Genomic DNA, 24,220 nt, shown 5'->3' with positions numbered 1-24,220 from the left:
AACCCTCCAAACATATTGATGTTAAACACCCTGCAGAAGTATCACTTCTACTATGCTACACGCATAAATAGAAACTCGACATCATTATGAAAAAACTACTCTCTATCCCTAAAACACTCCTACTCACAGGAGTGCTACTGATGACACCCATAGCCGAGGCGGGTAATTATCTCCATACGATTAGCTCAAAACCTAATATCACAGCTGTCTATCAAGAGTTTGAAGCCCAGAATCAAACAGGAAACATGTACTCAGCTTTCCAGTTCAATGGCGGATACCTAGGATTCACAGCCGAAGGTTATATCAACTTCTCCATTTGGGATAGCACGGGGTCCGCCGCCAGCTTGGTCGAGGGGCCAGACTCAAGGTTAGGAGGAACTCATCAGTCATTCGGCAACGAGGGAACTGGATATAAAACACAATTACATTACGGGTGGCAAACCAATGTCAGATACAAACTCTTCGTCTCAGTCGAACACTCAGGAAATGACACGATTTACCGTGGTTGGGTTGGCCGTGTCGGTAGCCTAGACTGGTACAAGTGCGGCGCCATCCGTAAGGCCAATGTCACAAAGTATGTCGGCTCCACGACTTTCTTTTTGGAACTCTTCAATGGAGGAAGCGCTGAAAGAGACTTGGCTCACACCTCAGGTTGCAGTGTGGCCTGGCTTAAAAATAATGACGGCTGGACCTCTGGTGATAGCCTGAAATGGACGGCAAATGATCCAGACACACTTCATAAAAGCACAATCTCACAAGACAGTAGATTTGTCTATCTCAGCACTCAAAGAGGAAATGTAGATAACAAAACAGTCCCCTACTTCTATGACTTCATGGTCAAATCTCCTGCTCTAGAGCCAAGTAATCCAGCAGTAAATTCCACGACTTTCACGTTTGAACATAATTCAACTGGCAAGGCCATCACAGACGATGAACCAGGCCTATTTATGAGTTCAGCCAAACAAGCGGGACACGCCTGGAAATTGATCAACCATAGCAATTCATCAAATGTGCACTTCGACAACGTCTATTTTAGTGGAGACCGTTTACATGCCACCCCTACTGGCGACCTAGTCAATATAGCCGATAATATCTGGAGTGGACCTAATACGCAGTGGCAACTGGTCCCCGTAAATAACTACGGCTGGTACTACATCATCCATCAATCTAGCGGCATGAAACTCCATTATAATGGAGGAGATCTCAATTTGGTTGAACCAAAATGGAATGGTCCGAATGTTCAATGGACGCTTCGGAATTAGGACGATTGATAAAGCATAGAAAACCAAACGAGCCGTACCGTGACAGGTGCGGCTTCTTTGTCTCAATGCGTGGACACAAAAAAACCTCGCCGAATGGCGAGGTAATGGCCGAGCACTCCCGACAGGATTCGAACCTGTGACCCACGGATTAGAAATCCGTTGCTCTATCCAGCTGAGCTACGGGAGCTTTACTCGGCGAGGGATTAGGTAGGCATCAGAGGCAGAATTGGCAAGTATTTTTCAGCGTTCTGTCAGGATTTAAACCAGATAGCTGTTGCATGCGCGGCCATTTGCCTCTAGCCACGAGCACAATCCACACACTTTCCTATGTTTATGTTCAAAAAGAAACGCGGCAATTTGAGGGACGATACCCTATCGGGACTGACGGTCTCTCTGGTCCTTGTGCCTGAGGCCATTGCGTTCTCCTTCATCGCCGGAGTGAACCCACTCGTTGGCCTCTGGTCCGCCGTTTTCGTGGGCTTCATCACCGCTGCATTTGGTGGCCGCCCGGGCATGATCTGCGGTGCTACTGGTGCTATTGCCGTAGTGGCTGCTAAAGCATTCCAACTTGGTGGCGCCACAGGCATCGAGGGCATGGACTACAAATATCTCTTCATTGCCTTGATTCTGGCAGGTGTGATCCAGACCACGATTGGTCTACTCAAGATGGGTCGATTGGTGCGTCTGGTCCCCCACCCGGTCATGATGGGATTCGTCAATGGTCTCGCGGTTCTGATCGCCATGGGCCAGCTTGAGTTCTTCAAGACCTTCAAAGGGAACTTCGACGATGAAAACAACCGCGTGTTCGAATGGATCGACGGCAGCCAACTGGGAATGATGATTGCCTTGGTCCTCGTCACTATGGGGATTGTGACCTTCCTTCCCAAGCTCACCAAGGCGGTTCCTCCCTCTCTCGTGGCCATCGTGGGCGTGGGACTGGTCACTTACTTCGGTCTCGTGGACGGACGCACAGTCGGTGACGTTCTCGAAGCCAACTCCGGTTCGTCCGCGATGGACAACCAATTCAACCCGGCCCTGGTCAGTCTCGACGGCATCCCATGGGGTGAATGGTCCTTCTGGGCGGCTATCCTACCTATCTCTCTGACCATCGCCATCGTCGGTCTGATCGAATCCCTGCTGACCCTTCAGCTGATCGACGAGATCACCGATTCCCGCGGTAAATCAAACCGTGAATGTCTGGCCCAGGGCGCGGCGAACATGATGTCTGGCCTCTTTGGCGGCATGGGAGGCTGTGCTACGATTGGCCAGTCCCTGCTGAACATGAAATCCGGTGGACGAGGCCGCACCTCAGGTATCGTCGGAGCCCTCTCCCTCTGCGCACTGATCCTCTTCGGCTATGATCTCATCATCAGCATTCCTATTGCCGCCCTCGTGGGTGTGATGTTCATGATCGTGATCGCCACCTTCGAGTGGTCCAGCTTCAAGACCTTTGGCAAGGTGCCTAAGACAGACATCTTGGTCATTGTGGTGGTGACTGCAGTCACCATTATCTCCCACAACCTCGCTCTCGCGGTATTCGTAGGTATCCTGGTATCTGCACTCGTTTTCGCTGCCAAAAGCTCCAAGCACGTCACCGTTGAAGTCCTCAAGGATACTGACGAGGAACGCATCTACGCAGTCGAGGGAATGATTTACTTCGCCTCAGTCAGCGACTTTGCCGAGCACTTTCAGGCCAAGAGCGACACTCCAAAAATTGTCATCGATTTCGAAAAAGCACGCATCTGCGACCTTTCAGGCATCGAGGCCATCCACGCCATGTCCGAGCGCTACCGCAAGGCTGGCAAAGAGCTACGCCTGCGCCACCTTTCCCCGGACTGCCGCCACATGATCGAGAAGGCCGGCACGCTCGTGGACATCGAAGTCGCCCCTGACGATCCAGACTACACAGTCGCCAACTTGCGCGCACAAAAAGCCGACTAATTGCAGCTGGCTAACATTTTCACTTTCCACACAGCCCGCTGGCTTTTTAACTAGCGGGCAGTATGGGATCAGCTGACAAGAAAGGACTCTTCATCGTCATCGAGGGAATCGATGGCACCGGGAAATCAACCCAAGCCAAGCGGCTCGCCGAGAGTCTGCGTGAGCAGGGTGAAACCGTCCTGCTGGACCGTGAGCCATCTGACGGACCTTTTGGCAAAATCCTCCGTGAGTCCATGACGGCTGGCCGGCTCTCTCCTGATGAGGAGCTGGAACTCTTCCACAAGGACAGGAAACAACACGTCGAGGACGTCATTCAGCCAGCCTTGGCGCGTGGCGAGCACGTTATCCTGGATCGCTACTACTTCTCTACCATGGCGTATCAGGGGGCTCGTGGTTTTGATGTAGCCGAGCTAAGAGCCACCAACGAAGCATTTGCCCCCGCCCCGGATCTCCTGTTCATTCTCGATCTCCCCGTCGACAAGGCTCTGGACCGGATCGGTGCACGCGGCGACACGGCAAATGAATTCGAACAACGGGACGCGCTGCAGTTTTGCCGCGACGTCTTTCTCAGCGTCAAAGACGAGCCCTATGCAGAGGTGATCGATTCCACCCCCTCGCTGGATGCCATCCATGAGCAGATGAAAACCATCGCCCTGCAGAAAATCAAAGCCTAAGACAGTGAGTCAGCATAGCGAGATCCAGCAACGTGCGAAATTCGACCAAGTTCGATACGCCAACTGCTGGGAAGATGCGGACATTCTCGTGGAAGCACTCCAACCGGCTGGCAGGTTCTGTGTGAGCATTGGCTCTGCTGGCGACAATTCCTTTTCTCTACTAGCGGAAGGCGCGGCCCAGGTCATTGCTGTGGAGCTGAATCCCACCCAAGTGGCCTGTATCGAACTCAGGAAAGCGGCCTACAGCGAGCTAACTTATGATGAGTTTCTCATCTTGTTAGGCGAACGAGACGGTGAACGCCTCCCCTTGTTCGAGCGATGCAGCTCTCATCTCACGCAAGACTCTCTGGCGTTCTGGAGCAGCCGGATGGAGGAGATCGAAACAGGCTTCTACCGTCACGGCAAGTTCGAGAACTACTTCAAGCTCTTCCGTAACAGGATCATTCCGCTGATTCACAGCCGCAAACGAGTCGCAGCTCTTTTGCAGGAAAAGTCACTTCCTGAGCGCAAAGCCTTTTACGACAAGGTCTGGAATTCCTGGCGCTGGCGGCTTCTCTTCAATCTCTTCTTTTCCCGCACCGTCATGGGGCGCTTAGGCCGTGACCCTTCCTTCTTCGACTATGTGGAAGGCTCTGTGGCCGACCGCATCCTAGGCCGGACCAAGCACGCTCTCACAGAGCTCTCTCCACATGACAATCCCTACCTGCGCTGGATTCTCAACGGCTGCTATGGAGAGTCCCTGCCGCATGCCCTGCGTGAGGAGAACTTTGAAACGATCAAAGCCAACATCGACAAATTCACCATCGAATCCCGCCCGCTGGAAAGTCTCCTTACCAATGGACAGGAAAAATTCGACGCCTTCAACTTGAGCGACATCTTCGAATACATGTCCGAGCAGAACTTCCGCGCCTTGCTGGAGCAAATCTGTTCCGCCTCCAATCCCGGAGCACGTCTTGCCTACTGGAACATGCTCGCACCGCGGAGCCGTCCAGAAGACATGGCCGACAAGCTCCAGTCTCTGCCCGAGCTCTCGGAACAACTCCACCTACAGGACAAGGCCTTCTTCTACTCGCGCTTCATTGTGGAGGAAGTCTTATGAACCCCTGGCTGGCGATTCTAGTCTGTACGCTTCTGCTAGGCGCTCTGTTGGCCATCACCGCCCGCGCGTCTAAATCGAACAAAGTCGCCCCAGAGACTGCACGTAAGATGGTCCATGTCGGCATGGGTCTGATCTGCCTGACTTTCCCTTGGATCTTTTCAGACGTCTGGCCAGTGCTGGTACTGGGAGGCATGGCAATCACCGGGCTGATTGCCATTCGCTACTCCCGCCTAAGAAACAGTATCGGTAGTGGGCTCTTTGCGGTCAGCAGACACTCGCTGGGGGAAATTCTCTTTCCCATCGGTGTGGCTTGGGTCTTCTCCATGTCGAAAGGCAACCCGGTCACCTACATCCCCCCTATTCTGCTCCTGACCATTGCAGACACTGCAGGCGCGATCGCTGGTACCCGCTGGGGAAAGCACCACTTCAACGCAGCTGGTTCCGTCAAGAGCATCGAAGGCTCATCCGCGTTCGCCATCGCCGGTTTTCTCAGTGTGGCCGCCCCGCTCTTTCTTTTCAGCACACTTTCAGCGGTCACTATTCTGTCGCTCTCTACTGCGATAGCCATCTTCACCATGGCGGTTGAGGGCGCCACTGGCCACGGAGCGGACAACATCCTGCTGCCTGTGGGCTCCTACTTCCTCATCGACTACTACTTAGGGCTCGAACATAGCGCCTTGTGGTTGAGGGTCATCGCTCTCGTCGTTTTACTCGTGCTTCTTCTGGTTCTCCACAAAAGGCACGCACTCAATGGAGCCGCCATTCTAACAGCCATGCTATTTGGCTTTGCAGCCTTCATGCTGGGCGGTCCAGCCTCTCTGCTCTCAGGACTGGCACTCTTCATCGTTCACCTTCTGGTACAGCGCACCATCCCAAAGGAGCGCTGCGTCAAATACTCCATCGATATCATTTTTGCCTTTGCCTTACCTTCCCTCTTCTGGCTGGCAGTCAGTGATGGATTGCATCTGCCACTCGCCGTATGCCAACTTGGTTTCATCAGTAGCCTTTGCGCCAGTGTAGCGATGCTGCATGCAGGAACGATGCTCTTCACGGGAAGAGAGGGTCACGCTCCGGGAATGTGCTTGGTAAAAACTCTCTTCGTGGCTGCTCCCGCACTCCTGATACGAGATCTTCCTCCAAGCTATCTGATCTCCTGGTGCACAAGCACTCTGGTCATGAGCCTGATATCTGCTAGAGTCTTTTATTGCTGGCGTGGCCATCCCCACGACGATGCACCAGACACCTGGTGGAAGGTAGCCATCCTCAGTCTGGCAGCCAGTGCCCTGACCGTATCCCTGACCCAACTCTTATGCTCATAAGCCATCCTGAAAACCTAAGTGCTGATGCACACTTCGAAGAAGGAGACAACAGCGCTTCCCTCTGGTGGTCTGCCGTCCCTGAGGTAGCCGGAGAAACAGTGGCCACTATCGGAAACTGTCAGCTTGGCTGCGAGGAAAGCGCACCTGATTTCTTGAGAAAGCTCCTCAGCTGGAGCAAGGCACACAATGGATCTACAGTGATCTTCGGTCCCATGGACGGGAATACCTGGCGTTCTCACCGTGCCGTCACCTACTCAGATCAGCGCCCACCTTTCCTGATGGAGCCAAATACCCCAGCAAGCTGGCCAGCTATTTTCGAAGCAGCAGGCTTTTCCCCCTACTCTGCATACTCCTCTTCCACCGTAGATCTGACAGCAGAGCAACCTGACTTCTCTAAATTGGAGAAACGCCTGGAGGACGCTGATGTTCAGCTGCGCTGCATCAATATGGAAAATTTCGAGGATGAGCTCAGATCCATTTTCCAGCTCAGCCTCCAAAGCTTTCAGCATAATGTACTCTACACGCCGATTACCGAGGCGGAATTCATGAGCAAGTATCTGGAAGCCAAGCAAATGGTCAACCCCGATCTTGTCCAGCTAGCCATCGATGGCGAGGAAACCGTAGGCTTTATGTTCGCCTTCCCTGATCCGATTGCCCTTAAATCAGGCGATCCTCCAGCCGTCATCATGAAGACTCTGGCCACTAAACTCGACCGTAAATACTCTGGACTAGGATCTCTGCTCGTGAACCGCGTGCATGAAGCGGCCAGCCGGAAAGGCATCCTGCAGGCCTACCACGCCCTCCAGCACGAATCTAACAAATCTCAAAGATTAAGCGAACGATTCAAACCCACAGTCTTTCGCCGTTACACCCTCTATGCTGCACGTCCATGAACCTAGTAGACCGTCTGGCCGAACTTGCCCAAGCCCACCCCGAGCGTCTCGCTTTCATCCAGGAGCAAGGTAGCAAATCTGTGAGCATCACCTATGACAAACTCTATGAGGAGGTGTGCGCTGGTGCTGAGAGTTTCCGCAAAGCTGGGCTGAAACAAGGCGATACCATCCTCTTCCTCCATCACATCAACATTCAGCTTTATGCGGCTCTTCTGGCCACTTTCCACGCGGGAATGACAGCCATGTTTGTGGATCTAGCTGCAGGAGACCACCTCATCGATCACAGTCTCCATCTTCATCCAGCCCAAGCTTATTTCGCTTCACCTAAAGCACATCTACTACGTTTTCACTCGGCTTCCTTAAGGAAGATTCCTCGCCATTTTTCCAGCAAATGGGCCCCCTTCACCACGGCTTGGCCCAAATACCGAGCAGCCGTCCACTCTCCTGCTCAACTCTCACCAGACACTCCGGCGCTGATCACTTTCACCAGTGGCAGCACCGGGAAACCCAAAGCCGCTTGCCGCACGCACGGCTTCCTAACAGCCCAGCATCAAGCACTCTCCGAAGAGCTGGACATGCAAGAAACGCAGGTCGACCTGACTACCCTTCCGATTTTCGCCCTCGCCAATCTCGCATCCGGCATGACCTCGGTCATCGCAGACTCTGACCTCTCCGCCCCTGCCAGTGTGAATGCCACACGCATCCAGCAGCAGATGCAACGCTACCCTATCACCCGCTGCGCGGCATCACCTGCTTTCTTTAGAGCTATGTTAGATCAGAATGCGTTTCCTGATTTTAGGACTGTCTACACGGGCGGGGCTCCGGTCTTTCCCTCCATGCTGGAGCGCATTAGTCAGCAACACCCCAGCACCCAGCTCGTGACGGTCTATGGTTCAACCGAGGCTGAGCCGATTAGTCATTGCAATTGGTCTCATTGTCGCGATGAAGACTTGGAGGCAATGAAAAACGGTCATGGCCTGCTCGTGGGTAAGCCCAATGCCTACACTAAGATTGCCATCATCAAAGATCACAACGGTAAGCCACTCCCAAAGCTATCTCCAGAGGGCTTTGAAGCCATCACCTTAGCCACAGGATCCCCTGGAGAAATTGTGGTGACCGGGGATCATGTCCTGAAAGGCTACCTCAATGGTCTCGGTGATGATGAAACCAAAATCCACGTGGAAGACACAGTCTGGCACCGCACTGGAGATGCGGGCTATCTCGACGAGGATGGTCGCATCTGGCTACTCGGGCGCTGCTCTGCCAAGCTTGCACCAAAAGCAGGTGAAACCTCTCCGATCTATCCTTTCGGCGTGGAAGCCCAGGCCATGTACCTACCCGGTGTAGAGAGAGCTGCACTCGTCGATCACGAGGGAAAAAGATTACTGGCGATACAAGGCAAGGCCAGTGACCCGTCTCTGTCTTCCCTCCAGGCGCAGTGGAATATCGACCTAATCTTTCCGATGGACACCATCCCGGTGGACAAGCGTCACAACGCAAAAATCGAGTACCCGGCCCTGCGTAAATTACTCGCTGAACTTGGTGATAACGCTGGTTAGTCTGAGTCATCTGGGATAAGACGCCTGTATGTCGTCCACACCTCGATACCGCATCGCCATCGTAGGCTTTGGCAGTGCTGGCGCCAGTGCCGGAATCATGCTGGCGGCACGCGGTCATGAGGTTCATCTATTTGAGCGTGCCCCTCAAAACGAACCTGTAGGAGCTGGCTTTCTCCTTCAGCCATCGGGTATGAAAGTACTCAGAGACATGGGCATCCTCGATGAGTTGCTACCAGAGACGGCCCGGGTCGAGAAACTGTTCTGCCGCAATACGAGAGATCAGGTCATGCTCGACCTTCACTACAATGACCTCGCCCAATCATTATTCGGTGCAGGTACTCACAGGGGCACTTTCCTCACCCTACTTGAAAAGCATGCGATTACCTCTGGTGTCCATCTTCACTGGGGACACCCCATCGCATCATTCACTCAATCCACCCAGAAGGTCGCCCTCACCGAGGAGAATGGTACTACGCACAAGGATTTCGACCTTCTCCTCATTGGCGATGGTGCGAGGTCAGAGTTACGTAAACAGACCAGTATCCCCACCAAGTGCAAGCAGTACCCATGGGGAGCTCTCTGGTTCATCGGGCAACGTACTGAGGGATTTGCGACAGACACCCTATGGCAAGCCGTAGAATCGACCAATCTACTAAACGGATTCCTGCCCACTGGCACGCGAGACGACCTGCTGAGTTTGTTCTGGTCGATCCGGATGGATCGTGTCGACAAGTGGTTTTCTTCAGATCTCAACCAATGGAAGGAGCAAGTGTGCTACATGGCTCCCCAGGCAGAAGATTATCTGAAGCAGATCCACGATCACCGCGACCTCAAAGTTGCGTCCTACTACGATGTCGTGATGCCCTACTGGCATGACGGACGCACCGTCATTCTGGGAGATGCGGCTCATGCCCTGAGCCCTCAGCTCGGGCAAGGCGTCAACCTAGCCTTGCTGGATGCAGCTACCCTTGTCGAATCCATCGAGCGATTCCCCTTGAATGAAGCACTCTCGGCCTATTCCAGAACCAGAAAAGCCCATCTGGCTTTTTATCAACGCGCTACACGATGGACCACGCCCTTTTTCCAATCTGACATGAAAGCTCTGGGACTCATTCGAGATCTTGCATTTCCGCTGGCAAATAGTATTCCTTACGTCCGAAACCAAATGGTAGCGACTATGGCTGGTCTGAAATCTGGTATCTTCAGCATGATGGCCACAGAATCGCCTAGTCTACCAGCCAGGAAGAACCAATATCTTCTTGATGATTCTGCCTCAGCAAGTTAAGATCACCATTCCGTTATGACTCGAACGACCTCAAAACCTTATGTCATTCTGATGACATTCTTCGTCTTGTGCTCAATGGCACTACAGGCTCAGGGTCCCAAGGTCTCAACACCCACCGGCCACAGAGACCCTTTCAAGCCTACCTATTACCCCTGGAAAAAGAACATCACGGCCACCATCTTCTGGATCGGCGAAGAGCCTACAGCCAAAAATCCCACCCCCAATCACGCCAGCTCTTGGGACAGCAAATGGGAGAAAAGCTACGGAGGCTTTGACGATCCTGACCGCAATGCCAGATCTGGCTACCACCCCAGAGCATTTGTTCCAAAGCAAAACCCATTCTATGTAGCTCTCCCCTACAATGACTGTGTGAATTACAGAATGCACAAACCTGAGGCGAGTCGCGTCATTCCATGGTTCCGCAAGTACAACCCTAAACCTGGAAAATCTGTCTGCAAAGGCCGCTGGATCCAGATCATTCACGGACGCCGGATTTGCTATGCCCAATGGGAGGACTGTGGCCCATTCACCACCGACGACTGGCAGTATGTTTTTGGCAACCAGCGCCCGAAGAACAAAGAAAACAATGGGGCTGGAATCGATGTTTCCCCGGCAGTCCGCGACTATCTCCGCCTGCAATCAGGCAGCAAAGTACACTGGAGATTTGTCGATTTCGAGCACGTCCCGCAAGGCCCATGGGCTAAAGTTGGCAACAACAACCCCTTTGTGAATGCCAGCATGGACCGTGACCGCATCGCCAAGATAGAGTACATGAAGTATCTGAAACGGCTCCGTGACGAGCAATACAAGAAAAAGGACTCTTCCGGATCTTTTTAATGCAAGCTTCCTGTTCTCAGGAAATGCTCAGTCATCGACATGGCGTCCTCATTTGAGCTGATGTAGGTGTGGTCTGCCTCGATGATTTCAAATTGGTTGGTACCGGCTACTTGCCCCCTCTCCACGGAAACTATGCCATCATTTTGCTGATCCAGCATACTGCGGAAAAATGGCAGCAGACTTTGCTTCCCCATGATCACAGCGACAGGTATGGCATCCGGCAACTTTGTATCCAGAGCCTCCATAGAACTTGTAGACAAGAAATTACCTGCGGGTCCTAGTACCCGGTGTAGATTGTAGGATTGCAGCCAGTCTACGATTTCACTGCCTTGATGAGGCGGTGCCAGCATGACCACGTGACCTATTTTATCACTCTCTAACTGCTGCAAGAGCTGACGAACGACCACCCCTCCCAAAGAATGAGTCACAAAGTGTACTTTCTTCGCCTCCTTGCATTGCTCTCTAACGAAGTGAGAAAACTGCTCAACCATCTCGGACAACGAGAGTTTAAAGGAGGCATAGGGACAGTTGATTGTCTGATAACCACACCCGTTCAAGTATTGAGCCATTGGTTCCATCGCCCACACACTGCGCCATAAGCCGTGTAGCAGAATGACTGTCTCATCACCGCCGCGCCGAACACGCGGCCTGTGCCAGGGCATAGGAGGCCTGAGTACTCCCAATTTTCTGAGTACTTTCTTTGAACGCTTGCTGTGACTGTTATGTGAACTCATTGACATGATCTCTACACCCTCATTATCCGTGTGCGAAATCGAATTTCCACATCATTTCATCAATTCAAATGATATTTGAATTCTATCGGAATAAATTCTAGTGTACTGATCTCATAATGAGTGTGTGCTACACACATTTTAAATCAATTTATTAAGAACTATGATGAACTACAAAACTACCCTACTTGCCGCTACGGGCTTTATGGCTCTTACAGGATTCTCTTTTGCTGACTGCAAGGATGGCAGCTGCAAGAAGAAGAAATGCGACACCACCAAAGTTTCCAAAACTGAGTGTGACAAAGAGAAATGTGACAAAGAAGCTTGCGACACCGAAGGCGTAAAATTCGTCGTCACAGGCATGACATGCGGAGGCTGCACCAAGAAAGTATCCACTGAGCTCGCCAAGATCGAAGGTGTTGAGGTGAAAAAAGTCTGCCACAAGTCTGGCAATGCAATCGTCAAGTACGACGAAAGCAAAGTGAAGCGTGAAACCATCGTCGCTGCTATTGAGAAATCCGGTTTCAAAGTGAAGAAGTAATTCTCCTTCCCTTTTCTATCTATTTAAAAAGCGCATCTGTTTCCAGATGCGCTTTTATTGTTTACACCAACAAACACCAAAAAGCGGGAGGCTAAGCCTCCCGCTTTACATCATGAATTCTATTTGCGGAAAGTCACCTTTCCATCCTTCAGCGCCGCTTGGATCACATCGCCGTCTACGAACTTGCCATCCAAGACATCCATACTGAGAGGATCTAGCAGATACTTTTGAATAGCCCGCTTTAGAGGTCGTGCTCCATAGGTGGGATCATAACCATGGTCAGCGATGAAGGTTTTCACCTCTTCGCTCAAGGCTAGGCCAAGGCCCTGCTTAGCCAAGCGTTGACGCACTCTCTCGAGTTGCAGACCGATGATCTTCGTCAGTTCATCTTTATCAAGACGATCGAAAATGATGGTTTCATCTATCCTGTTAAGGAACTCCGGACGGAAGTGTGCTCTCAAAGCTTCATTCACTTTGGCTTCACGCTGTTCTGCATTGGCCTCATCCATGATGAATTGGCTACCAATGTTAGAAGTCATGATGAGCACGGTATTCCTGAAGTCCACCGTTCTTCCCTGACCATCAGTAATCCGGCCATCATCGAGCACTTGCAGCAAGACGTTAAAGACATCGGGGTGCGCTTTTTCGATTTCGTCAAAAAGCACCACACTATATGGTTTCCTTCTGACGTGCTCACTGAGCTGGCCACCCTCGTCATAACCTACGTAGCCGGGAGGTGCACCAATCAGACGAGCCACGCTGTGCTTCTCCATGTATTCAGACATGTCGATTCGCACCATGGCCCCCTCATCGTCGAAGAGGAACTCAGCCAGTGCCTTGGAAAGCTCGGTCTTACCCACACCAGTGGGCCCCAAGAAAAGGAAGGAACCAATGGGTCTGTTCTCATCCTGCAAACCTGCTCTGGCTCGGCGTACCGCATTGGAAACAGCATCAATTGCCTTGCGCTGTCCAATCACACGCTCTCCGATACGCTCCTCCATGTGGACGAGTTTTGAGCGTTCGCCTTCTTGCAGCCTGCTCACAGGAATACCCGTCCAGCTGGCTACAACGCGAGCAATGTCTTCCTCCGTCACTTCCTCGTTAAGAATACGCCCGGACTTCTGGAGATCCTCGAGCTTGGCTTGCGCCTCCTTCAGCTCATTTTCTGCTCCAGGAATCTGACCGTAGGTAATCTCAGATGCCCTGCTAAGGTCGCCAATACGCTTGGCCTGCTCAGCCTCCGTCTTCAGATCTTCGATCTTCTGCTGGGCATTATTCACGATATCAATGACCTCCTTCTCATTACGCCATTGAGCCATGAGGCCAGAGGACTTCTCTTTGAGGTTCGCCATCTCTTCATTCACCTTTTCAAGGCGTTTGGCACTGGCTGGATCCGTCTCCTTCTCCAGAGCCTGGCGCTCCATTTCGAGCTGCATTACCTGACGTTCAATCTGGTCAATTTCAGTCGGCATGGAATCCAATTCGATCTTCAGTCGTGACGCAGCTTCATCGACCAAGTCGACCGCCTTGTCTGGCAGAAATCGGTCAGAGATATATCGGTCACTCAGGGAGGCTGCCGCCACGATGGCCGTATCCTGAATGCGCACCCCATGGTGTACCTCGTAGCGCTCTTTGAGGCCACGGAGGATGGCGATCGTGTCTTCCACACTGGGTTCACCTACCTTGACTGGCTGGAAACGACGCTCCAGAGCCGCGTCCTTCTCGATGTACTTGCGGTACTCATCAAGTGTCGTGGCACCGATGGTACGCAGCTCACCTCTGGCAAGCTGAGGTTTCAGCAGGTTTGAGGCATCCACAGCCCCCTCGCTGGCACCAGCCCCCACGATGGTGTGCAGCTCATCGATGAAGAGGATAATCTCCCCTTCAGACTCACTGACTTCCTTCAAGAATGCCTTCAAGCGGTCCTCGAACTCACCGCGGTACTTTGCTCCGGCAACCATCCCACCGATGTCCATGGCAATCAGCCTCTTCCCTTTCATGGAATCAGGCACATCACCACTAATGATCCGGAGAGCCAGACCCTCGACAATGGCCGTTTTACCAACGCCGGGTTCACCAATGAGAACCGGATTGTTTTTGGTGCGGCGGCTCAGAACCTGCATGACGCGGCGAATTTCTTCATCTCGCCCAATCACAGGGTCAATCTTACCGGCACGGGCTCTAGCGGTGAGATCCGTTCCATACTTTTCTAGGGCCTGGTATTTACCCTCGGGGTCTTCATCTGTCACCTTTTGGCTACCGCGCACCGACTTCAAAGCCTCGTTAAGCTTGGCTTCATCTAAACCAACATCTTTGAGCAACTTGCCTGCCGGTGAATCTGATTTCAGTGCACCCAGCAAGAAATGCTCCACACTAAGATACTCATCCCCTAGCTTCTCACGCTCTTTGTCAGCCTCATCCAGAGCGGCTCTGAGTCCATAGCTGATCTGGGGTTGCCCACTAGCTCCCTGGACTCTGGGCTCTTTGGCAAGGGCCGCAGCCACACCAGCTTTGAGCTGGGTCACATCGATTCCTGCCTTCTCCAGAATTGGCACCACAATGCCTCCATCCTGTTGCAACAATTCCAACAGGACATGAGCACTCTTTAGCTCCGGATGAGCCGAGCGAGAAGCCGTTTGCTGCGCAGCCTGTAAGGCTTCCTGCAACTTGATTGTCATTTTATTTAGTCCCATATTCGTTTCCTGAATCCTCCTTGTTTCGTATTAATTTCTCACTAGGGCTATTTGGTCAGCCCTTGTTTTTGTTCTTAGTTCATCACTATCATAGCAAGATCTCGTTCACAACTATAATTTTCACACTTTGCTGCTATGTTGCAAAATATACGCACCTAGACTGAGGTTGCAGGATTGGAGAATATCACTAAAGTCACACTTCAATTAGATTTATACTATGTCACTTCACTACACTCCAGACTCAAACAGATACGATGGCCGCATGCCTTATAAGCGCTGCGGCAACAGCGGCCTGCTCCTACCAGCCATCTCCCTAGGACTCTGGCACAACTTCGGTGACGTAGATGATCAGATCACAGCACGTGAAGTACTCCACCACGCATTTGACAGTGGAATCACGCACTTCGATTTGGCCAACAACTACGGCCCGCCTCCAGGAACTGCTGAGATCAACTTTGGCAAAATTTTCCGCGAGTCATTCCAAAATCTGAGACATGAAATCGTCATCTCCACCAAGGCAGGTTATCTGATGTGGGATGGCCCGTACGGCGAATGGGGATCCAGAAAATACCTACTCAACTCACTGGACCAATCTTTGAAGCGCATGCAGTTGGATTACGTGGACATTTTCTACCACCATCGCCCTGACCCTAATACCCCACTGGAAGAGTCCATGGGAGCTTTGGATACCGCGGTGCGCCAAGGAAAAGCCCTATATGCAGGCATCTCCAACTACCCAGCTGATAAAGCTGCAGAGGCATTCAAGATCTTGAAGGAAATGGGCACCCCGTGCCTGATTCACCAGCCACGCTACTCAATGCTAGACCGCTGGATTGAGGACGGACTAACACACACGCTCGAAGAATACGGAGTCGGCTGCATCGCCTTCTCACCGCTGGCACAAGGTCAGCTGACGAACCGTTACCTCGAAGGCATCCCCTCTGACTCCAGAGCTGGTAAGGAACATGGTTTCCTCAAAACTGAGCAAGTACAGGAGAACATCGAGAAAGTGCGCAAGCTCGCCGTGATTGCTGATGCTCGCGGCCAGTCGCTCGCCCAAATGGCTCTCTCATGGGTCATCAGCCACCCTATCGTGACATCAGCCCTCATCGGGGCCAGTAGCGTGAGACAGCTAAAGGAAAACCTGGAGTGCCTCAAAACTCTCGAGTTCTCAGTCGAGGAGATCAACGCGATCAATGAGATCGTCTAGGTAAATCTTTTGAACATCTAGTGAACACCCTGATCCTCGTGGACTCAGGGTGTTTTTTTAATGTTCGATCGACTCAAAGATTCCCCCGCCCAGGAGAACTCCGTTCTCGTAGAAGGCGCAGATTTGGCCTGGGGTAATGGCGCGCTGAGGTCTGACGAATTTCACGTCCAGCTTTCCATCCTCACGAGGAGTTGCCCAGATCGGCTCTCCCTTGGCACGGTACCGCGGCTGAGCCTCGATCTTACGCTTGCTTGTGACCGGCTTATTCACCCAAGAGACAGTTCCCACCACGCACTGCTGCGTGTAGAGCCCACGGGTATCCGGCTCATCGTAGCCTACCACCAGTTCATTCTTTTCGATGTTCTTGCCCACGACCACATAGGCCATTCCCTCACGCGGTGAAGCCACACCGTGCCCCTTACGCTGGCCCAGCGTATACAGGTGTAGACCTTTATGGCGCCCCATACGCTTGCCGTTGGTATCGACAATATTTCCGGGGCGGTCCGGTACGTAGTGACGCAGGAAGTCACTCATCTTCACGTTACCTATAAAGCAGATGCCTTGGCTGTCTTTTTTCTTGGCGGTAGGAAGATCGAAACGTTCGGCCACTTCACGCACTTGCGGCTTCAGCATCTCTCCACATGGGAAAAGAGCATGCTTTGCCTGATGCTGCTCCATGAGTGCCAAGAAATAGCTCTGGTCTTTATTGGTATCAGCTCCTCGTAGGATATCGACAGTGCCATCTTCTCGCTCGCGTCTACGGGCATAGTGACCAGTCGCCACATACTCGAAGCCCTGGCTCAAGGCATAGTCGAGAAACACACCGAATTTCATCTCGCGGTTGCAGAAGACATCCGGATTGGGCGTAATGCCACTTCTGTACCCTTCGAGCAGGTAATCCACGATTCTTTCTTGGTACTGGTCGATCAAATCGACGACGCGGAATTCAATCCCAAGCTTTTTGGCTACGGCATGAGCATCGTCAACATCGCTCTCCCATGGGCAATCACCTGGGATGTTATCTGTATTGATCCAGTTTTTCATGTAGGCACCCACCACCTCGTGGCCTTGCTCCACCATCAGTGCAGCAGCCACGCTCGAATCCACTCCTCCGGAGAGACCTACTAAAATCTTCGCCATGCCCAACGCTTAGTGTACATTTTCCGAACTTGCAAACCCCACATGCTCAAACTTGAAACTTGCAAGTTTGCTCACCAATTCTACAACCCCCGCATGTCCGAGAATTCCGCCAATCTAGAAGCCACTGGAAAGCCGACGCCTGCTGCTGGCTGCACGATATTTCTCGTGATTCTCGGCATGGTGGCCTTCCTCGCAATTTTTGCGACCTACCAGTACAAACAGTACAAGGCGGAGATCATCAATATTTCTCAGAAGACTCAGAAGGAAATCCAAGTCAGTCCTACGGACAAACCTCAGGAGATCGACGCCCTCGTCAAAAAGATGGATACATTCGCCGCTGCCGTTAAGGACGACAAAAAGGCAGAGGTCTCCTTTTCAGTGGATGAGATCAACCTAGCGATCGCCCACTACCCGAAACTTGAAAACTTCCGCAAGGAGCTCCACATCAAAGAAATCACCAGCGAAGCTATCGTTGCAGACATCTCCTTCCCTGTACGTGCTGGCTTCGACGGCATTCGCTACCTGAATGGAACCATGAAAATGGATCCAGTCATCGCCCAGGGCTCTATTTTCCCGATTGTCACCGAGGTTAAACCAGACACAGGAAACCCAGTCCCACCCAAATTCACCAAAGAATTTCCTACCTTCCTATTCACAGAATACCGCAATGACGAAAAGCTCGCTGACGTCTTCCACAAGCTTTCCAAAGTGGAACTCCAGCCTGGGAAAATGGTCATCATTTCCGATCCGGACATCAAACAGCCAGACGCCCTGCCAGAAGACGTGACTTATGAAACCAACCGCGCATTCTGGGTCTTCGGTCTGCTGGTCTTCATGTTTGTGACCACCGTTGCCTTCTTGCTGTGGGTCAAGCGCCGTAAGCAAAATGCTAGTGAATAAGCTGATTTTGGTAAGTGCATGCCGCCAAATCACCTTGCTAGGTTTCTCCTTAGAGAACTAGTATTACTTCATGCTTAAGCACCTTATCCTATCACTCAGCTTACTCTTGAGTCCATTCCTGACCGCACAGGAATCACTCATCCCTAAACCAGTCAGCTATCAAGCAGCCGAGGGCTCTTTTACACTGACTAAAAACACCGCTCTCAAAGTCGAGGCAAAGGAGGCTAAATCAGCCGCAAACTATTTATCTGAAAGACTGAAGACAGTCGCGGGCATCGATCTGGAAAATGCAGACAATGCTCCAAACTCCATCACATTTAAGGCAGCTCAGCTCAATGGCAAGGCTGTCAGTGGCACCTACAAGCTATCCGTTACAGACCAATCCGTCACCATCGAGGCAGCTGACCAGTCTGGCTTCTTTTACGGCGCTATCACCCTGCTACAGCTGATGCCAACCGAGGTCTGGTCCAGAGAGACACTCAATAAAGAAGAGCTCACCACCTTCCCTGTGCCATGCTGCTCCATCATGGACTATCCACGCTTCGCTTGGCGCGGCATGATGCTGGATTGCTCCCGCCAGTTCTTCCCGAAAGAGTACGTCAAACTCTTCATCGACCGCATGGCTCAGTACAAGCTAAACGTCTTCCACTGGCACCTTACTGATGACGAAGGCTGGCGTGTGGAAATCAAAAAATACCCTCTCCTCACCGAGATAGGCTCCAAGCGAGGACCCGGCACAAAACTCCCGTACAACATTCTTCCTGCTATCAGTGTCCCTGATAAATCAAAGCCTCAGGAAGGCTTCTACACTCAGGAAGAGATCAAGGAAGTTGTCGCCTACGCCGCTGAACGCTCCATTACGGTCATCCCGGAAATCGATGTACCAGGTCACGCTAAAGCAGCCATCGTAGCCTACCCCGAACTCCTTCAACATCCTGAAGACAAATCCCAGTACCGTTCCGTTCAAGGCACACCAAACAACACCATCGATGCAGGGCTAGAGTCCTCCTACGAATTTCTGGACAACGTTTTTGCTGAAATCGCCGAGCTATTCCCGGCAAGCTACATCCACGTCGGTGGTGACGAGCGCCCCCACGGGGCTTGGGAGAAATCCCCATCAGTCAAAGAGCTGATGAAGAAAGAAAACCTCAAGAACACCGATGAGGTACAAGGCTACTTCTTCCAACGTCTGGAAAAGATCCTCGCCAAGTATGACCGCAAGCTCCTGGGCTGGGAGGAAATTCTCCATGGCGACAAACTGAAAAGAGACGACTCCGCTATCCTTTCCTGGAGAAGCCAGAAGGCTGGTATCGAAGCAGCCAAGGCCGGCCGAGACGCCATTATGGCTCCAGCTCAGTACATCTATTACGACTTGAAGCATGTCAGACACCCTCAAGAAACAGGCCTTGTCTGGGCAGGTGTTACCGACACGAAAGACTCCTACTCCTACAACCCGCTTGGCGGCATTCCAGAGTTTGCCCACAAGCACATTCTCGGCGTAAACGGTTGCCTCTGGGGCGAGACTCTCATCTCGCAAGAAGTTGCTGACTACATGTCATGGCCGCGTATGTTTGCCCTCTCAGAGATTGCATGGACACCTCAGGACCAGCGACAGTGGGAAGACTTTTCCAAGAGAGCTTTCGTTTTCAACCTTCCCAAGCTAGATGCACAAAACGTCCACTACCGCATTCCTCTCCCGTCCGCCTCACTGAGCAGCGAAGGTCTACTCACCATCACCACACCATATGAAGGAGCCCAAGTTCGCTACACGACCGATGGCAGCAAGCCAACCACCGAGTCCCCTCTCTACGAACAACCTTTCACTCTAGAGCAAGGCACTCCGCTCAAGATGGTGACATTTACAGAAACGGGCAGACTCAGTCGCATCATCGAGGGATACAGTGTACCCCCTGTGGCCAAATGGTCTCCCAAGCAAACTCCGAGGAACTTCACCACCGTTGACTTCGATGTCTCCAAGGTCGTTAACAAAGTAGGCACCTACACCTTTTCCTTCATCTACCAGAAAGGTAAAAATGCGCTCGATATCAAATCCGTCTCACTGCTAGTGAACGGCAAGACTATTGCTACCGATACTCACAAAGGTTTCGCAGGCACCAAGCTCACCAACCACAGCTACACTCTTACCGCTAAAAATATCACGGAATTCAAGCAATCCGTCCTTCGCGTGGAGTGCCAAGGTTCTGGAGGAACAGATTCCCACGGTGAGGTCATTATGAGCTTCGAGCCAATCCGCCCAGAGAGAACGGTCAGCACCAACATGTCCGCCTACAAAGACCACAAGCCGGCTCTTGCTGCCGACTACAAGGACAGCACCTGGTTCTGGCTGGACCGCGAGCCGAAGGCTGGCGATCAAATCACAGTCACTTACACAGATCCACAGACTGGGACTGTTTCCGTAGAGACAGGCAAGACCGATGGCCACGACCAACTCGTAGCCGGTGAACTTCAGATCTCAGAAGACGGCAAGAACTTCACTAAAGCCGCCGAGATCGTCTTTGGTAAGGCTGAGTACAAACTACCTGAAGGCAAGTCGGTCAAAGCCATTCGCCTCCTGGTGACAGAGACACAGAAAAACACCTGGCTCATTGTACGTGAACTACATGTAAGGTAATCCACCAATAAAAATCACACTTTTCTTCTATCCAGCACCTTAAGTTTGACTTAAGGTGCTGATTTGTATGTTCACCTTAAAATCCCCACTTAAACTCAGGGCTGCCTGCCTAGCTGCAGCGTCATGCTTCATGCCTATGGGCGCAGCAGCCGAAGACAAGCAATACGACCCTAGTACATTCACCTGGAAGCCGGAACTTTCGCCTAAGGGACCTGTCGTCGTGGCTGTCTGTCTACAAGAGCAATCCGCTGCGGTTTACCGCAACGGGATTGAAATCGGCCGATGTGAAGTCAGTACCGGCAAGAAAGGACACGAAACCCCTACTGGTGTCTTTCACATACTGAACAAAGACAAGGATCACCACTCTAAGACTTACAATAACGCCAGCATGCCTTTTTCCGAGAGACTCACATGGGACGGAGTAGCTCTACATGCAGGGGCCTTACCCGGCTACCCTTCCTCACATGGCTGTATCCACCTGCCCTATGAGTTTTCTAAAAAGCTTTTCGGAATCACTCACAAAGGGACCACTGTCGTCATTACCAATAGCAAACCTGGAATCCACCATTCTTCCGGCCACAAAGTACTAGTCCGCTCTAGCAACAAGAAAACAAATATCCCCTTCGTCTGGGAGCCTGAAAAAGCAAAAGAAGGCCCCGTCTCTCTCATTTTCTCGGAAAAAGACAAAATGCTCTTTGTCTTACGTAATGGCAAAGTCATCGGAGAATCAGGAGTGGCAACAAACTTTTTTAAGGATCACGAGCGTGGCACAATCGCTTTTGTCTGCTCAGGATGGTCCAAGGAATCCAAGGAGTCTCCTCCTATATCCACCTGGTCAGCAATCAGTTCATCTAAGTCCCATCACTCCAAACCACTAACTGCTTGGTTCGACTTGAATCCAGCCTTTCAGCAGAAACTGTCGACAGTAATTACTACAGGAACAAACTTGGTCATCACTGATGAATCCGTCACCAAGCAGACCAGAAGCAACTCTGGTTTTCGCGTTCTCATCAGCACAAAGCTAGAGAAAGCGCAATAATACTCTAAGCTGCATCACGGAGCTACTCGGAACGGGTAGCTCCTAATTTTTCGGTAAGAACCATGATTGCTACACCGACTAGCATGATTGGAACCGCAATGAAGAATTCGGCATCCATATTCGGGAAGTATCGCACGTACGCCATTACCTTCTCCTCTCCATTCTTGATAATTATACTCTCCGGATCAGCCAGCTTCCATGGCCATATAATCACCAACGATCCGGCCACAAAACCTGTGATCACCCCTACTGCCAGATCATGAAACTTCCTAAACAGCCAGCTCAGGAAATGGGATAGTGCAATTAATCCGACTACTGCACCTATACCTACCGGTATAAGAACAGATATAGCCTCGCCAAACTTTCTATCCGTCACATTATTGACGGAACTAATCATGATGAGCTGATAGTTCCCCATCATAAGAAGTACGAAAGAACCTGACACACCTGGGATAATCATGCTGCAAGTGGCGACTACACCACAGAGCAACAGATACATAATGTTCTTATTCTCGTTTGCTTCTGGAGCAAAGGCCAATGCCACTGCAACCGCACACCCGATCAGCACGCCAATGACTGGCCCCATACCCCACTGTTTGACCATTTTAGCCACCGACCAGATTGAAGCGGCAATCAGTCCAAAAAAGAGTGAGGCCACATAGACCGGATAATGCTCAAAGCCGATTTCTAGCAACTTTGCCAGCGTAGCCACACTCGTTAGCACCCCTAAACCCAGAACAAACAAAAACCAGAAATCCACATGCTTGATGAACTCTCTGATCTTGAAGCCGAATAGCAGCTTCACCGCTTGGACATCAAAGCTCTTCAGAGCGTTAATCAACCTCTCATAGATACCTGTGATAAACGCGATGGTTCCTCCAGAGACACCGGGGACAACATTCGCAGCACCCATGGCTGCACCTTTGAAGAATACTCCTATCAGATTCATTGGACTTGGGGAAAAAGAACAGCGCGACCGGTGAGGTCACGCTGTGATCATTAACAGATTTGATTCATCGACAAGTCGATTACATTTCCAGCATCAGACGAGTAGGATTCTCAAGGCATTCCTTGATGCGGATCAGGAATGTCACCGCTTCCTTACCGTCCACAAGACGGTGATCGTAGCTGAGGGCAAGATACATCATTGGACGGATCTCGACCTTACCATTTACAGCAACAGGGCGCTGCTGGATGGTGTGCATGCCGAGGATACCACTCTGAGGTGGGTTGAGGATCGGGGTACTGAGTAGTGAGCCGTAGACGCCGCCGTTAGAGATGGTGAAGACACCACCTTGAAGGTCAGCCATTTCGATCTTACCTTCACGAGCCTTGTTAGCGTAGCCGATCAGATCCTGTTCGATCTGGGCAAAGCCTTTCTGCTCACAATCGCGAAGCACTGGAACCACGAGACCTTTTTCGGTACCTACCGCTACACCGATGTCGTAGAAGTTATTCTCAACGATGTCAGTGCCGTCAATACGAGCGTTGATGGATGGTACGTCCTTGAGTGCCTGAACCACTGCCTTCACGAAGAGAGACATGAAACCAAGCTTGCAGCCGTGCTTCTTCACGAAGTCTTCCTGCACGTCCTTACGGAGCTGCATGATGGCGGACATGTCTACCTCATTGAAGGTAGTCAGAATCGCTGCTGTCTGCTGTGCATTCACGAGGTGAGTCGCGATCTTGCGGCGCAGCATAGTCATCTTCTTGCGAGTGGTGCGGCCTTCAGTCTTAGGCTCAGCCTTGACGCCACGGTCCTCGCTGTTAGCAACGACTGAGAGATCAGGCTTCTGAGCTGGTGCAGGAGTGGAAGCAGCAGGTGCTGGTGTCGCAGGCTTTTCAGCTGGCTTAGCAGGTTCTTCCTTTTTCTCAGGAGTTGCAGCAGGCTTGGCTGGAGCATCACCTTCTGTGATACGAGCAATCACGGTGCCGATGTCCACTTCCTCGCCTTCAGGAACGATGATTTCAATCGTACCGCTTACTTCAGCTTCGAGTTCGCTAGCTACTTTGTCAGTCTCAAGAGTTACGAGAGTATCTCCTTTAGCAACCTTGTCACCGGAAGCGAACTGCCAGTTAGCTACGTTAGCGGAAGTCACGGACTCACCAGCAGCAGGAACGACCACGTCGATAACCTCACCAGTGGCAGAGCTTTCTTCTGCAGGTGCAGAAGCAGGAGCTTCTTCTTTCTTCTCCTCAGCGGGTGCTGGAGCTGGAGCAGCACCTCCCTCATTAAGCTTAGCCACCACAGTACCGATAGCTACCTCTTCACCCTCAGGAACGAGGATTTCAAGCACACCGGCTTCTTCGGCCTCAAGCTCTTGAGAAACCTTGTCGGTCTCAATAGTAAGGAGAACATCGCCTTTAGCCACAGTGTCTCCGTTAGACTTGTGCCATTGGGCTACGTTTGCAGAGGTAACAGACTCCCCTGCGTTTGGAATGATTACTTCAAAGGACATAATGCT

Annotated in this window: 19 protein-coding genes and 1 tRNA gene; 14 read left to right on the top strand and 6 right to left on the bottom strand. The window is 51.7% G+C overall.

The window, feature by feature from the left end; all coding sequences use genetic code 11:
* Positions 1–86 precede the first annotated feature (86 nt).
* A complete protein-coding gene (locus BUB27_RS07475; RefSeq protein ID WP_143183194.1) occupies positions 87–1,262 on the top strand; it encodes a DUF3472 domain-containing protein in 1,176 nt (391 codons plus the stop codon).
* 113 nt (positions 1,263–1,375) lie between these two features.
* Here BUB27_RS07475 and BUB27_RS07470 read toward each other — a convergent pair.
* Positions 1,376–1,449: transfer RNA gene (locus tag BUB27_RS07470), tRNA-Arg, on the bottom strand.
* A 140-nt stretch (positions 1,450–1,589) separates the two neighbouring features.
* Between BUB27_RS07470 and BUB27_RS07465 the strand changes: the two genes are divergently transcribed.
* From BUB27_RS07465 to BUB27_RS07430, 8 genes are all read left to right on the top strand, one after another.
* A complete protein-coding gene (locus tag BUB27_RS07465; protein WP_143183193.1) occupies positions 1,590–3,203 on the top strand; it encodes a SulP family inorganic anion transporter in 1,614 nt (537 codons plus the stop codon).
* A 62-nt stretch (positions 3,204–3,265) separates the two neighbouring features.
* Positions 3,266–3,877, top strand: a complete 612-nt coding sequence (gene tmk, locus BUB27_RS07460) for a dTMP kinase (protein ID WP_143183192.1) — start codon at positions 3,266–3,268, stop codon at positions 3,875–3,877.
* A gap of 4 nt (positions 3,878–3,881) precedes the next feature.
* Positions 3,882–4,976 carry a BtaA family protein gene (locus BUB27_RS07455; RefSeq protein WP_143183191.1) on the top strand — a complete coding sequence of 365 codons (1,095 nt, stop codon included), beginning with the start codon at positions 3,882–3,884 and terminating at the stop codon, positions 4,974–4,976.
* Positions 4,973–6,295 (top strand): diacylglycerol/polyprenol kinase family protein, encoded by a 1,323-nt coding sequence (locus tag BUB27_RS07450; RefSeq protein WP_143183190.1) that lies wholly within the window; start codon positions 4,973–4,975, stop codon positions 6,293–6,295. Before BUB27_RS07455 ends, BUB27_RS07450 begins: the two co-directional genes overlap by 4 nt.
* Positions 6,286–7,188 carry a hypothetical protein gene (locus BUB27_RS07445; RefSeq protein ID WP_143183189.1) on the top strand — a complete coding sequence of 301 codons (903 nt, stop codon included), beginning with the start codon at positions 6,286–6,288 and terminating at the stop codon, positions 7,186–7,188. The genes BUB27_RS07450 and BUB27_RS07445 overlap by 10 nt, the downstream gene beginning before the upstream one ends.
* Entirely contained in the window at positions 7,185–8,747 is a 1,563-nt protein-coding gene (locus BUB27_RS07440) for an AMP-binding protein (protein WP_143183188.1), read from the top strand. The genes BUB27_RS07445 and BUB27_RS07440 overlap by 4 nt, the downstream gene beginning before the upstream one ends.
* Positions 8,748–8,775: 28 nt before the next feature.
* The gene (locus BUB27_RS07435; protein ID WP_143183187.1) at positions 8,776–10,032 is read left to right on the top strand and encodes an FAD-dependent oxidoreductase; all 1,257 of its coding nucleotides are present in this window, start codon (positions 8,776–8,778) and stop codon (positions 10,030–10,032) included.
* A gap of 15 nt (positions 10,033–10,047) precedes the next feature.
* Positions 10,048–10,869, top strand: a complete 822-nt coding sequence (locus tag BUB27_RS07430; protein ID WP_234991703.1) for a hypothetical protein — start codon at positions 10,048–10,050, stop codon at positions 10,867–10,869.
* Here the strand turns inward: BUB27_RS07430 and BUB27_RS07425 are convergent.
* Complete coding sequence (locus BUB27_RS07425) at positions 10,866–11,603, bottom strand: esterase/lipase family protein (RefSeq protein WP_159434856.1); 738 nt, start codon at positions 11,601–11,603, stop codon at positions 10,866–10,868. The genes BUB27_RS07430 and BUB27_RS07425 overlap by 4 nt on opposite strands.
* A gap of 160 nt (positions 11,604–11,763) precedes the next feature.
* On the opposite strand from BUB27_RS07425, the gene BUB27_RS07420 reads away from it, so the two are divergent.
* Positions 11,764–12,141, top strand: coding sequence for a heavy-metal-associated domain-containing protein (locus tag BUB27_RS07420; protein ID WP_143183185.1), 378 nt, complete (start codon positions 11,764–11,766; stop codon positions 12,139–12,141).
* A 119-nt stretch (positions 12,142–12,260) separates the two neighbouring features.
* Here BUB27_RS07420 and clpB read toward each other — a convergent pair whose 3' ends face one another.
* Entirely contained in the window at positions 12,261–14,834 is a 2,574-nt protein-coding gene (clpB, locus tag BUB27_RS07415; protein ID WP_143183184.1) for an ATP-dependent chaperone ClpB, read from the bottom strand.
* 217 nt (positions 14,835–15,051) lie between these two features.
* On the opposite strand from clpB, the gene BUB27_RS07410 reads away from it, so the two are divergent.
* Complete coding sequence (locus tag BUB27_RS07410; protein ID WP_143183183.1) at positions 15,052–16,044, top strand: aldo/keto reductase; 993 nt, start codon at positions 15,052–15,054, stop codon at positions 16,042–16,044.
* Positions 16,045–16,101: 57 nt separating this feature from the next.
* Here BUB27_RS07410 and mnmA read toward each other — a convergent pair whose 3' ends face one another.
* The gene (gene mnmA / locus BUB27_RS07405; RefSeq protein WP_143183182.1) at positions 16,102–17,184 is read right to left on the bottom strand and encodes a tRNA 2-thiouridine(34) synthase MnmA; all 1,083 of its coding nucleotides are present in this window, start codon (positions 17,182–17,184) and stop codon (positions 16,102–16,104) included.
* Positions 17,185–17,277: 93 nt separating this feature from the next.
* Here mnmA and BUB27_RS07400 point away from each other — a divergent pair, with 93 nt between their 5' ends.
* The 3 genes from BUB27_RS07400 to BUB27_RS07390 all read left to right on the top strand — a co-directional run bounded on the left by BUB27_RS07400 (position 17,278) and on the right by BUB27_RS07390 (position 21,755).
* Positions 17,278–18,084, top strand: a complete 807-nt coding sequence (locus BUB27_RS07400; protein ID WP_143183181.1) for a hypothetical protein — start codon at positions 17,278–17,280, stop codon at positions 18,082–18,084.
* Positions 18,085–18,154: 70 nt separating this feature from the next.
* Complete coding sequence (locus BUB27_RS07395) at positions 18,155–20,716, top strand: beta-N-acetylhexosaminidase (protein ID WP_143183180.1); 2,562 nt, start codon at positions 18,155–18,157, stop codon at positions 20,714–20,716.
* A gap of 67 nt (positions 20,717–20,783) precedes the next feature.
* Positions 20,784–21,755 (top strand): L,D-transpeptidase family protein, encoded by a 972-nt coding sequence (locus tag BUB27_RS07390; protein ID WP_143183179.1) that lies wholly within the window; start codon positions 20,784–20,786, stop codon positions 21,753–21,755.
* A gap of 22 nt (positions 21,756–21,777) precedes the next feature.
* Here BUB27_RS07390 and BUB27_RS07385 read toward each other — a convergent pair whose 3' ends face one another.
* Both BUB27_RS07385 and sucB read right to left on the bottom strand, forming a co-directional pair.
* Positions 21,778–22,704: a DUF368 domain-containing protein gene (locus BUB27_RS07385; RefSeq protein ID WP_234991701.1), complete on the bottom strand. Its 927-nt coding sequence runs from the start codon at positions 22,702–22,704 to the stop codon at positions 21,778–21,780.
* Between the two features lie 79 nt (positions 22,705–22,783).
* Entirely contained in the window at positions 22,784–24,214 is a 1,431-nt protein-coding gene (gene sucB / locus BUB27_RS07380; protein ID WP_143183178.1) for a dihydrolipoyllysine-residue succinyltransferase, read from the bottom strand.
* Positions 24,215–24,220: the final 6 nt, after the last annotated feature.

The organism is Rubritalea squalenifaciens DSM 18772 (assembly GCF_900141815.1).
Taxonomy (GTDB): domain Bacteria; phylum Verrucomicrobiota; class Verrucomicrobiia; order Verrucomicrobiales; family Akkermansiaceae; genus Rubritalea; species Rubritalea squalenifaciens.
The sequence above is the reverse complement of the archived record's forward strand: the minus strand, read 5'-3'. Positions and strand labels throughout refer to the sequence as shown.

Excerpts from the sequence above, each read along its gene's own strand:
- BUB27_RS07440 (WP_143183188.1), top strand. The coding sequence starts at position 7,185 with ATGAACCTAGTAGACCGTCTGGCCGAACTTGCCCAAGCCCACCCCGAG.
- clpB (WP_143183184.1), bottom strand. The coding sequence starts at position 14,834 with ATGGGACTAAATAAAATGACAATCAAGTTGCAGGAAGCCTTACAGGCT.
- BUB27_RS07395 (WP_143183180.1), top strand. The coding sequence starts at position 18,155 with ATGCTTAAGCACCTTATCCTATCACTCAGCTTACTCTTGAGTCCATTC.
- BUB27_RS07425 (WP_159434856.1), bottom strand. The coding sequence starts at position 11,603 with ATGAGTTCACATAACAGTCACAGCAAGCGTTCAAAGAAAGTACTCAGA.
- BUB27_RS07390 (WP_143183179.1), top strand. The coding sequence starts at position 20,784 with ATGTTCACCTTAAAATCCCCACTTAAACTCAGGGCTGCCTGCCTAGCT.
- BUB27_RS07410 (WP_143183183.1), top strand. The coding sequence starts at position 15,052 with ATGTCACTTCACTACACTCCAGACTCAAACAGATACGATGGCCGCATG.
- BUB27_RS07430 (WP_234991703.1), top strand. The coding sequence starts at position 10,048 with ATGACTCGAACGACCTCAAAACCTTATGTCATTCTGATGACATTCTTC.
- BUB27_RS07450 (WP_143183190.1), top strand. The coding sequence starts at position 4,973 with ATGAACCCCTGGCTGGCGATTCTAGTCTGTACGCTTCTGCTAGGCGCT.
- tmk (WP_143183192.1), top strand. The coding sequence starts at position 3,266 with ATGGGATCAGCTGACAAGAAAGGACTCTTCATCGTCATCGAGGGAATC.
- BUB27_RS07445 (WP_143183189.1), top strand. The coding sequence starts at position 6,286 with ATGCTCATAAGCCATCCTGAAAACCTAAGTGCTGATGCACACTTCGAA.
- BUB27_RS07475 (WP_143183194.1), top strand. The coding sequence starts at position 87 with ATGAAAAAACTACTCTCTATCCCTAAAACACTCCTACTCACAGGAGTG.
- BUB27_RS07435 (WP_143183187.1), top strand. The coding sequence starts at position 8,776 with ATGTCGTCCACACCTCGATACCGCATCGCCATCGTAGGCTTTGGCAGT.
- mnmA (WP_143183182.1), bottom strand. The coding sequence starts at position 17,184 with ATGGCGAAGATTTTAGTAGGTCTCTCCGGAGGAGTGGATTCGAGCGTG.
- sucB (WP_143183178.1), bottom strand. The coding sequence starts at position 24,214 with ATGTCCTTTGAAGTAATCATTCCAAACGCAGGGGAGTCTGTTACCTCT.
- BUB27_RS07385 (WP_234991701.1), bottom strand. The coding sequence starts at position 22,704 with ATGAATCTGATAGGAGTATTCTTCAAAGGTGCAGCCATGGGTGCTGCG.
- BUB27_RS07400 (WP_143183181.1), top strand. The coding sequence starts at position 17,278 with ATGTCCGAGAATTCCGCCAATCTAGAAGCCACTGGAAAGCCGACGCCT.
- BUB27_RS07420 (WP_143183185.1), top strand. The coding sequence starts at position 11,764 with ATGATGAACTACAAAACTACCCTACTTGCCGCTACGGGCTTTATGGCT.
- BUB27_RS07465 (WP_143183193.1), top strand. The coding sequence starts at position 1,590 with ATGTTTATGTTCAAAAAGAAACGCGGCAATTTGAGGGACGATACCCTA.